The 9,798-nt window shown below is 69.7% G+C and carries 9 protein-coding genes; 4 read left to right on the forward strand and 5 right to left on the reverse strand.

Annotated features, from left to right (window positions below):
- Nucleotides 1-61 precede the first annotated feature (61 nt).
- Nucleotides 62-1,792, forward strand: coding sequence for a GspE/PulE family protein (locus MFF22_RS22795; protein WP_238252939.1), 1,731 nt, complete (start codon nt 62-64; stop codon nt 1,790-1,792).
- A complete protein-coding gene (locus MFF22_RS22800) occupies nt 1,792-3,006 on the forward strand; it encodes a type II secretion system F family protein (RefSeq protein ID WP_238252940.1) in 1,215 nt (404 codons plus the stop codon). The genes MFF22_RS22795 and MFF22_RS22800 overlap by 1 nt, the downstream gene beginning before the upstream one ends.
- 80 nt (nt 3,007-3,086) lie before the next feature.
- Here the strand turns inward: MFF22_RS22800 and MFF22_RS22805 are convergent, their stop codons facing one another.
- Together MFF22_RS22805 and MFF22_RS22810 are read right to left on the reverse strand one after the other, a co-directional pair.
- Nucleotides 3,087-3,581: a prepilin peptidase gene (locus MFF22_RS22805; protein WP_238252942.1), complete on the reverse strand. Its 495-nt coding sequence runs from the start codon at nt 3,579-3,581 to the stop codon at nt 3,087-3,089.
- Between the two features lie 5 nt (nt 3,582-3,586).
- A complete protein-coding gene (locus MFF22_RS22810; protein ID WP_238252944.1) occupies nt 3,587-4,312 on the reverse strand; it encodes a hypothetical protein in 726 nt (241 codons plus the stop codon).
- 291 nt (nt 4,313-4,603) lie between these two features.
- Between MFF22_RS22810 and gspG the strand changes: the two genes are divergently transcribed.
- Nucleotides 4,604-5,059 carry a type II secretion system major pseudopilin GspG gene (gspG, locus tag MFF22_RS22815; protein WP_238252946.1) on the forward strand — a complete coding sequence of 152 codons (456 nt, stop codon included), beginning with the start codon at nt 4,604-4,606 and terminating at the stop codon, nt 5,057-5,059.
- 308 nt (nt 5,060-5,367) lie between these two features.
- Here the strand turns inward: gspG and MFF22_RS22820 are convergent, their stop codons facing one another.
- Both MFF22_RS22820 and MFF22_RS22825 read right to left on the reverse strand, forming a co-directional pair.
- Nucleotides 5,368-5,931: a winged helix-turn-helix domain-containing protein gene (locus MFF22_RS22820; RefSeq protein ID WP_238252948.1), complete on the reverse strand. Its 564-nt coding sequence runs from the start codon at nt 5,929-5,931 to the stop codon at nt 5,368-5,370.
- Nucleotides 5,932-6,013: 82 nt separating this feature from the next.
- A complete protein-coding gene (locus MFF22_RS22825) occupies nt 6,014-7,126 on the reverse strand; it encodes a replication protein RepA (RefSeq protein WP_238252960.1) in 1,113 nt (370 codons plus the stop codon).
- Nucleotides 7,127-7,758: 632 nt separating this feature from the next.
- Here MFF22_RS22825 and MFF22_RS22830 point away from each other — a divergent pair.
- On the forward strand, nt 7,759-8,580 hold the full coding sequence (locus tag MFF22_RS22830; RefSeq protein WP_238252950.1) for a TrmH family RNA methyltransferase: 822 nt from the start codon (nt 7,759-7,761) through the stop codon (nt 8,578-8,580).
- Between the two features lie 189 nt (nt 8,581-8,769).
- Here MFF22_RS22830 and MFF22_RS22835 read toward each other — a convergent pair whose 3' ends face one another.
- Nucleotides 8,770-9,648, reverse strand: a complete 879-nt coding sequence (locus tag MFF22_RS22835; protein WP_238252962.1) for a polysaccharide deacetylase family protein — start codon at nt 9,646-9,648, stop codon at nt 8,770-8,772.
- Nucleotides 9,649-9,798: the final 150 nt, after the last annotated feature.

Raw genomic sequence — 9,798 nt, forward strand, 5'->3', positions numbered from 1 at the left:
CGAAGAGACAGACTCTCCTCGTCATAGGGGAGCGGGAAACCTTCGACAGGACGACCGGGCGATGCTGAACATCTGGGCCGCCAAGAGCCGCCCGCTGCGCTCCCAGCCGGATCGCCGGGGCGACCGGCGGGATCTTCGCGATGCCGCCCGGAGCTTCATCGCCTTCCTCGCGGAGCGGGAGGCGCTGGACGCCGCCGGGCATGAGCGGGCGCTCGCCGCCCTCGACCTGCCTGGCCGGCGCACCCTCCCGGTGCTCCTCGTGGAACTCGGCCTGATCCACGAGGCGACCCTCGTCACCGCCCTGTCGGAGGCGACGGGCCTGCCGATCCTCGACCCCGGGGAGGTGTCGGCGGCCCCCGTCCTGCCCGAGGCGATCGGCGCCGATTATTGCGCCCGGGCCCGGGTCCTGCCGGTGGCGGCCGCGGGGGATTGCCTGACGGTCGCCGTGGTCGATCCCTTCGACCCCGAGATCGCACCGGCCCTGGAGCACCTCGCCGACAGGACGGTGGAGCGGTGCCTCATCGGACCGGGCCATTTCGAGCGGGCCCACCGGGCAGTCTACGGCGACGCCGCGCCCGAGGAGGACGGGCCGGTGGACGACGACCTCGCCCGCCTTCAGGACGTGGCGAGCCAGGCGCCGATCGTGCGGCTGGCCGCCCGGCTCGTGCGCAAGGCGTTCGAACTGTCGGCCTCGGACATCCACCTGGAGGCCGAGGAGGCCGACATGCGGGTGCGCTACCGGGTCGACGGCGTCCTGGTCGAGGCGGAGCGGCTGGCGAAGTCGGTGCAGCTGGCGCTGACCACCCGCATCAAGATCCAGGCCGGGCTCAACATCGCCGAACGGCGCCTGCCCCAGGACGGGCGCATGAAGGCCCCCGACCGGGGTCAGGATGTCGACATCCGCGTCTCGACCCTGCCCACCGCACACGGGGAGAGCGTGGTGCTGCGCGTCCTCGACGGCTCCCGCCGGGTGGACGACTTCTCCGGCCTCGGCTTCGACGCCCCGGCCATCGCCCGGATCGAGGCGATGACGGCGAGGCCGAACGGCCTCGTCCTCGTCACCGGCCCCACCGGCTCGGGCAAGACCACCACCCTCTACGCCGCCCTGAAGCGCCTCAATGGGCCCCACCTCAAGGTCGTCACCGTGGAGGACCCGGTGGAGTACCGGATGGCGGGGGTGAACCAAGTGCAGGCCCATCCCGGCATCGGCCTCGACTTCGCCGCCGCCCTGCGCTCGATCCTGCGCCAGGACCCGGACGTGGTGATGGTGGGCGAGATCCGCGACGGCGAGACCGCGCGGATCGCCGTGCAGGCCTCGCTCACCGGCCACCTCGTGGTCTCGACCCTGCACACCAACTCCGCCGCCGCCGCGGTGACCCGGCTGATGGACATGGGCATCGAGCCCTACCTCATCGCCGCGACCCTCAACGGCGTCGTGGCCCAGCGCCTCGTCCGGCGCCTGTGCGACGACTGCGCCGGGGCGGTCCCCGGCACGGACCGGGACCGGATCGCCCTCGGCCTGCCGCCGGGAAGCCCCCTCACCCTGCGCCGGCCCTGCGGCTGCCCCGCCTGCAACGGCACCGGCTACCGGGGCCGGATGGTGGTGTCGGAGGTGATGCTCCTCGATGGCGCGTTGCGCGGGATGATCGCCGACCGGGCCGGGGAGCGGGCCATCGCCGAGCGGGCGCGGGCCGGCGGGATGGTCACCCTGTCCGAGAGCGGCCGGGCCCTGGCCCTTGCCGGCCGGACGAGCCTGGACGAGGTCGGCCGGGTGCTCGAGGGCGCCGCCTGATGGCCCACTATGCCTACAGGGCCTATGCCGCCGACGGGCGCACCCGGGCGGGCAAGGTGGAGGCGCAGACCCGCCAGCGGGCGGTGGCGCAGCTCCAGGCCGAGGGGCTGCGGGTCTTCTCCATCGCCCCCGCCGCCGCAGGGCCGGAGGCGTTCTGGAAGCGCGACCTGTTCGGCCGCGACCGGGTGAACGATGCCGGCCGAGTCGCCTTCCTGCGGGAATTCGGCACCCTCCTCGGGGCCGGGCTCACCGTCGACCGGGCCCTGCGCCTCACGGAGCGGCAGGCCTCCCGGGCGCTTCAGCCCGTCCTCGCCGACCTGCTGGAGCGGGTGGTGGGGGGCGCCTCCCTGTCCCGGGCGATGGCCGCCCATCCCCAGGCCTTCCCGCCGGACATGGTCGACATCGTCCGGGCCGGCGAGGCGACGGGCACCCTCGTGGACGTGATCGCCTCCCTCACCGCCTCCGTCGAACGCCGGGACGCGGTGCGCCGCCACCTCGCCTCGGCGATGATCTATCCCGGCCTGCTGGTGCTGATGGCCATCGGCACCGTGGCGATGATCGTCGGCGTGCTGGTGCCGGCGCTGGCGCCGATGTTCGAGGGAAGCGGACAGGCACCGCCCTTCGCGATCCGGGCCGCCGGGGCGCTCGGCGCCTTCGTCTCCTCGTGGTGGCCCCTCCTCCTCGGCGCGATCGTCCTCGCCGCCATCGCCCTCGTGCGCCTGTGGCCCGTTCCGGAATTCGCCGACGCGCGCTCCGCCCTGGCCCTGCGCCTGCCCCTGGTGCGGGAGGTGGTGATCGGAATCGAGCTGGCACGGATCTGCCGGGTGCTGGCGACCCTGATCCAGGCGGAGGTGCCGGTGCCGGACGCGGTGGCCGCCACGCGGCCCCTGGCCGGAAACCGGGTGTTCCGCCTCGCCCTCCACGAGGCCGGGCAGCGCCTCACCGAGGGCGGAAGCCTCGCCTCCGGCCTCGGGCGCCTGCGCCCCTACGCCCCCTCGACCCTCAACCTCATCGCCAGCGGCGAGCAGGTGAACCGCCTCGGCAGCGTGCTGGGCCACGCCGCGGAGATGCACGAGACCCAGACCCGCCAGCGCATCGACGGGATGCTCGCCCTGTTCACCCCCCTCGTCACCGTCGCCATCGGCGGACTGATCGGTGGGCTGATCGTCTCGGTGATGGGCGCGATCCTGAGCGTCGGGCAGTTGGCGCAATGAGCGAATAGCGAATAGCGAATAGAATTGTGCGCGACCGTCTGCGGGCGACAATCCCGAAACTATTCGCTATTCGCCACTCCCTATCCGCTCATCCCCCCAGTCAGCGCCAGGGCCACATGCAACCCGATGGCGAGGAACGGGCCGAAGGGCAGGTGCGTCGCCTGGTCGATCCGGCGGCCGGCCAGCGCCGCGACGCCGAGGGTTGCCAGGGCCGCGAGGCTCGCCACCAGGATCAGGAGCGGCACCTGCGCGAGACCGGTCCAGGCCGTCGCCGCACCGAGGAACTTCACGTCCCCGAGGCCCAGGCCGATCCGGCCCCGCAGGCGGGCATGGAGGCTCCGGACCGCCCAGAACAGGCCGAAGGCCGTCGCCGCCTCCGCGAGGCACAGGAGGACGGCCTGGGCGTCGGGCTCGCGGCACGCCACGAGCCCCAGTCCCGTCCCGACCAGGGCGAGGTTGAGCCCATCGGGGATGATCCGGCGGCGCAGGTCGATGACGGCCACCGGAATGGTCAGGGGCAGGGGGAGCAGGGCCGCCGCGAGATCCGGCAGGGGACCGAGAAGCGCATCCGGCACCGGCCTCAGACCCCGACACCGGCCACGGGCCCGACCCGGACGATCTGGCTCGCCGGGATGCGCCCGCTCCGCCTGCGGCCGAGGTCGGGGGCCGCCCCCCGGCCGGATTCGCCCCGGCGCAGGGCGCTCCACTCCCGCAGATGGAGCCAGAGCGTGTAGGCCCCCACGGAGGCCGCGGCGACGGCCGCGAGCCAAAGGCCGATCAGGACACCGTAGGAGACGGTGCCGTTCAGTTCCCGCATCAGGCCCAGGGCGAAGGCAGCATACCACGAGACCCCCGAGACCGCGCCGGAGACGAGGAACACCCCCGTGCGCTTGCCGGAGATGCCGTCGAGCATCGGGCGGCCGATGTCGCGCAGGATGCCGGGCAGGATGGCGCCGTGGATCACCAGCCCGTTCAGGGTGAGCACCACCACCACCGTGATCTTCGCCCACAGCTTCGGATTCTGGAGCTTCTCCGGCGCCTCCGCGGCGTAGATCGCCAGGAAGCCCAGCCCCGACAGCCAGAGCAGCCCGATACCCACCGTGCAGACCTTGCTGACGAACAGGAAGATCCGCCCGATCTCCGGCGGCAGGCCGCCCCAGCGCATCCAGCGCAGGATCCAGAAATCGAGCATCGTCGCGCCGCCGAGGCCGAAGCACAGCCCGATGAGATGAACGCCCACGAGGAGCGTCAGCACCCGCACCGGCGGCAGGAAGCCCGGAAGCGGGAGAGTCAGAGGAGCGGTCACAGGCAGAGTATGGGGTTCCGCCAAGGCGGGCCCGGACAGTAGGAGGAGTGCCAGGATTCCGCCCACGGGAAGAAGGGTGCTTGCGCGCAAGCCGTTCATCGTCTCTGCCGGCCCTGCCGGGCCCGTCCCTCAGGAATGCGACTGATTTGTCGCAGCCTTGCGTTAACAAAGGTAAAAACCTGCAGTCGTTTTAGACGCGAACACGTCGATCGTCGGTTGAAACGCCAGCGAAATCTTTAGGAAATCCGGCCATCCTGCACCCTATAGGTGTGACCATTGTCGGAGCCGGAGATGGACGGGGGCGAAAGCGGACGCAGGACGGCTGCGGAGGACAGCCGGCGGACGGGCGAGGCGGGCTTCTCCCTTGTGGAGCTTCTCGTGGTGCTGGCGATCATCGGCATGATCGCGACCATGGTGACGCCGCAGGTCCTCGGCTATCTTGGCCGCGCCAAGGGCGAGACCGCGCGCATCCAGGTGAAGAACATCGCCCAGGCCGTGGAGCTCTACTACCTCGACCTCGGGGGGTATCCGACTTCCGAGCAGGGCCTACAGGCCCTGGTGCAGCCCACCGGTTCCGGCTGGCGCGGACCCTACGTGCGCGACGCAAGGGGCCTCACGGACCCCTGGGGCCATCCCTACCTCTACCGCAGCCCCGGCCTCGGTGGTTCGCCCTACGAGGTCTACTCCCTGGGCAGCGACGGCAAGGTCGGCGGCACGGGCGATTCCGCCGACATCGCCAGCAACTGAAGCGTTTCCGTCAGACCTGGATCGGCGGGCTCAAACTCTGAACGTCCCCGCCTGCCCATCCCGTCCTTGCGAGCGCAGCGAAGCAATCCAGGGCAGCGGGACGCCGCAGAACGAAGCGGATGACGGTGAGGGTGTCCGACCGCATCCGACTTGCGAGTCGATCCCACGAGGGGAAGAGCCGAGAGCGCCGGTCCATCCAGCCTCGAACGAAACCGCCCCGGCGGGCGATATCGACAAGGCTGACGCCGCTTGTGACTTCGCAGCGCTCCGCCCTGCACCCGCAAAAGGGCCCGCCCTTTTGAAACCCCTCACTCCCCCGCGAGGCCGTAGACCGCCTCGCCATGCCGGCGCAGGGGACCGCCGCCGCCGGAGCGCTTCCAGAGCCGCGTATTGAGAGCCGCCACGGGATCCCGCCCGGGAATGGCGAAGCCGCGGGCGATCAGCGCGTCGTGGATCTCCCGCGCGTGAAGCGGCCGGCCTGCCCCGGCGATCACCTCGCAGGCCGCCTCCACCAGAGCCCGGCCATATTGGCGGGCGCCGGTCGGATCCTCCGCGAAGGCGACGGGCTCCGGCGCGGGGGGACGTCGGGAGGAAGGCGTCACATTCCCCATCGTCGGACCCGCAGGGGGGGCTGGCGGCGAGGAGGGAACCAAGGAAGACGGTGCCGGACTCACCCATTCCGGGCTGGCTGTGGGAATACCGGCCGGGGCGGGTTGTGGCTCGGGGGGAACCTGCGGCCGGGCCAGGCCGGCGTTCAGGCGGCGCCCCAGTTCCAGGTAGAGGACGAGGTCGGCGATCTCCCGATCCAGGGTCTCCCGCTGCCGCCGAAGGAATGCCAGCCGTTCCTCCGCCTCATGTTCCGTCAGGCTCATTCCGTTCCCACCGCCCCAATTCCGTCGAAGGAATAAGCCGCAGGAGAGATGAAAGCAAGGGAATGAAGAATATTCCGTCTGGTTATTCCGTTCCTTCCATTCCGCCGGCCATATTCTTTCTCTTCATTCCCTTCCGCGGCGGCACCAACAGGGCGGCCTCGTCGGCGGGGTAGAGAACGAGGCCGTTGTCGTCGAGACTCGCCGGCAGCTTCGGGAACACCTCCTGTAGGTGAGCGAGATCCGCCTTGAAGGCCTGGCGGAAGCTGCGGATCGAGGCGTTCTCCGCCCCGAACTGGAGGTGCAGGTTGTTCCATGTCAGGCGCAGGGGCCGGGGCAGGGCCCGCAGCCGGTAGCCGAGCCAGAACAACAGGTCGAGCTTGCGGGCGGAGCCGGAGAAGGCCTTGGCCGCCCGCATGTCGACGGGCAGGGCGTGGCGGATCAACGTCTCATAGAATTCCTGGTCGAAGCGCACGGTCCGTGCCCCGCCCTCGGCCTCCTCCCCCTCTCCGGAGCGGGCCCGCCAGAGCTCCAGGCTGCGGAAGGGCGGCACGTTGAGCGTCGTGGCGCTGTCGCGCCCGTCCCAGAGGCCGATCTGCATGGTACAGGCTGCGAGCCGGTTGAGCTGTTCCTTGAACTGCCGGATCGTGCCGCGCTCGCCGCCGGTGACAGCGAATCCCATCTCCCGCATGAAGCCGGAGAGGGTGTCGGCCACCTGCACCACGGCGCTGCGCTGGCGCACCGCTTCGGTGCACAGGTGCAGCAGCATCAGCCTCGCCTTCGGTCCATAGGGCAGGCCCTGGACCTCGAAGGCGCCCGTGGTCGGGTTCTTCAACCGGCCGGCGATGAGGTTCAGGGAATTGCGCCCGTAGGTGCGGGAGAACTCCCGCAGGGCCCCGGGATCCCGGTAGGGCAGGCCGCACAGGGCCAGCACCGAATGGATGTGCTGCAGGTTCTCGGGCAGGGCGGGCTCGTTCTCGATGACGAGGCGCACCGCATCCCGCCGCCGCTGGTCCCGCGACAGTTCCGCCCGGCGCGCTTCCTCCTGGCCCATGGCCGCGCGCGCGACATCCCGCTCCTTCTGCCGGTGATGCAGATGCGCGACGATCTGCGCGAACAGGAAGCCTCCCCGCGCCGCCTCCAGCTCCACCAGGAGGTCCGGATCGCGGATCTCTGCGATCGTCTCCTCGATCCCCATCGACACCCGTGCCCGATCCCCGGCGATCCCGGACGGGACTCACCTGTCTCCGGCATGACACGATTCGCCCGCCCCGCGATCAGGGGAGGCGGACTTGTCCCGGCAATCCACGCTCCCCTGCCACAGCCTCGTCACCCCCGGGCCGGATTGGCGCCGTTCATGGCCACGCAGAGTTCGATACGCCCGGTTCTCCCCGTTCTTCACAATCTTCCCTGTCAGGATGCGCTGAATCGCATACGCGATCACGCAGAATCCCATGCAACCCGGTGCCGGCCTCACGCAGAAACCCATACGCAAGGACGCAGAGTTCAATGCACATCCACGCAGAGTCGGATACCGAAACAGCCACCAACCCTCTGCGCACTATCGACAAATTGCGCCGGCATATAACCTTCCGAACTGACTCCTGAATATAGAGTGTTTGATATCTTTCCTAATGCGCGCGAGGATCGTCCGGCAAAAAGGACGCAAAGGCCCAAGGGAATAAACAGGTTTTGAAAGGAATAAACGGTGCTTGTCCACATGACCGCGTGAGAAGACGAGCGTGACGGGGCAACTTGACGAACCCCGGGGCGACCGGTTCAGGAAAGCTTCGCTCTCCGACAGACGGTCCGAAGGAGACCTTCCTCCCCGTGGCGCCACCCGAGACACGCAAATCCGGACGTCCATTCAGGCCTCGCCATTCCGGTCGCCCCGCCCATACCGGCGGACCCCCTCCCCGGGCTGCCGCCGACGATGCCGTTGTGCTCTATGGCTGGCATCCGGTCTCGGAGGCCCTTGGCAACGAGCGCCGCGGCCTGCGCCGGCTCCTGGCCAGCGAGAACGCCCTCCTCCGGCTTCAGGAGACGTTTGGAGAGACTCTCCGCATCACGCCGGAGGTGGTGCGTCCGTCAGAGATCGGCCGGCTGCTTGGAGCGGACGCGGTCCACCAGGGCCTATATCTCGAGGCGGACCCCCTCCCCGCTCCGGAACTCGACGCCATGCCGGCGGATGCGCTGCTTCTGGCCCTCGATCAGATCACCGACCCGCACAATGTCGGCGCCATCGTCCGCACCGCGGCCGCCTTCGGCGTGACGGGGATCCTCACGACGGTGCGGCACGCACCGGGCGCCACAGGAGTCCTGGCGAAATCTGCCTCGGGGGGGCTGGAGCACGTGCCGTTCATCACGGTGCGCAACCTCGCGGAGGCACTGATCACCCTCGGCGAGCGCGGCTTCACCCGGATCGGCCTCGATTCCGACGCGGAGGTCGAGCTCGGCGCCCTCGAGCCCAGGCGGCCCCTGGTCATTGTCCTCGGGGCCGAGGGCAAGGGCTTGCGGGAGCGCACCCGGAGTTGCTGCGATACGCTGGCGAAGATCCCATTCTCCGGGGCGATCCGCAGCCTCAACGTGTCGAACGCCGCGGCGATCACCCTTTATGCGTTGGGCAGGGAGCCGGTGTCGAAGGCTCCGTGACGCCGTCTTGGCGAAAAACACCCTAAAACGGTTTCGGGAATCCTTGGATCGCGTGCCTCCCGTCTTTGCGAGAGGAGCGAAGCAATCCAGGGCCGCGTGACATCTCAGAACTGAGCCGATCCCTGACTTGTTTCGCTTCGCTCGCAATCACCGTGGTGATGACGTGATCCAAGTGTCCCGGAACACGCTCTAGCCTTCGGGTATCCCCCGATCGACCACATGGGCCGCGATCTCGCCGGCCGTGGTGAGCCAGATCCGGTCGCGGTGGGCCGCGATATGGGCGAGGGCCGCCCGGAGGGGGCGCAGGCGGTGCGGTTGGCCGACGATGTAGGGGTGGAGGGCGATGCCCATCACCAGGGGGGCGGAGGCCGACTGCGCCAGCATCTCGTCGAAGCCATCGATGATCGCCTGTGCGAACTCCCAGCCGGTCTCCTTGCGCGCCACGATGGCCGGGATGTCGTTCAACTCCTGCGGGTACGGAAGGGCCAGGATCGGTTTTGTCCGGGTGGCGAACCAAGTCGGCTGGTCGTCGTGGCACCAATCGAGGAGATAGCGATAGCCAGCCTCTGCCAGGAGATCGGGGGTGACGGGGGATTGCGAGATCCACGGTCCAAGCCAGCCTGCGGGGGCCCTGCCCTCCTCTCGGGTCAGGATCTCCGTTGCCTCGGCGATCAGCCGTCGCTCGGCGGCCTCGTCGAGGTCGCCCTGGCGTTCGGCATTGGTGCGCCCGTGGGCGACGATCTCGTCGCCCCGCGACCGGAAGGCCTCGATGAGACCCGGGCAATCGCCGTAGAGGCGGCTGTTGGCTAGCACGCTGGCGGGCAGGCGCAGGGACTCGAACAGGTCCCGCAGGCGCCATGCGCCGACGCGGTTGCCCCAGTCGCGCCACGCGTAGTTGAGCACGTCCGGTTGTGGACCCCCGGGTGCCAGTTCCGCCCCTAGGCCGGAGCCGAAATCGAAGGTCTCGAGATTCAGGGCGATATAGACAGCCAAGCGCCGTCCCCCGTGCCAGTCATAGACGGGCCTGTGTGGGAGGGAGCTGTAGGGGTAGCGGGCGTGCTGGGGCATGCCGGGGGAGATAGCGCGGCCGGTGTGGGGTTTCCAAAGGGCCGTGCCCTTTGGCGGGTGCAGGGCGGCGCCCTGCGTGTCCGCGGCGCAAACGAAAAACCCGCCCGCGTCTTGCGACGGGGCGGGTGATTCGATGTGCTGGTTGCGGGG

Origin of the sequence: Methylobacterium persicinum (genome assembly GCF_022179525.1) — a bacterium.
GTDB classification, from domain to species: domain Bacteria; phylum Pseudomonadota; class Alphaproteobacteria; order Rhizobiales; family Beijerinckiaceae; genus Methylobacterium; species Methylobacterium persicinum.

Bases quoted from the DNA above. Each gene is read 5' to 3' on its own strand.
- MFF22_RS22825 (WP_238252960.1), bottom strand. From the start codon at position 7,126: ATGGGGATCGAGGAGACGATCGCAGAGATCCGCGATCCGGACCTCCTG.
- gspG (WP_238252946.1), top strand. From the start codon at position 4,604: ATGGACGGGGGCGAAAGCGGACGCAGGACGGCTGCGGAGGACAGCCGG.
- MFF22_RS22795 (WP_238252939.1), top strand. From the start codon at position 62: ATGCTGAACATCTGGGCCGCCAAGAGCCGCCCGCTGCGCTCCCAGCCG.
- MFF22_RS22820 (WP_238252948.1), bottom strand. From the start codon at position 5,931: ATGAGCCTGACGGAACATGAGGCGGAGGAACGGCTGGCATTCCTTCGG.
- MFF22_RS22835 (WP_238252962.1), bottom strand. From the start codon at position 9,648: ATGCCCCAGCACGCCCGCTACCCCTACAGCTCCCTCCCACACAGGCCC.
- MFF22_RS22800 (WP_238252940.1), top strand. From the start codon at position 1,792: ATGGCCCACTATGCCTACAGGGCCTATGCCGCCGACGGGCGCACCCGG.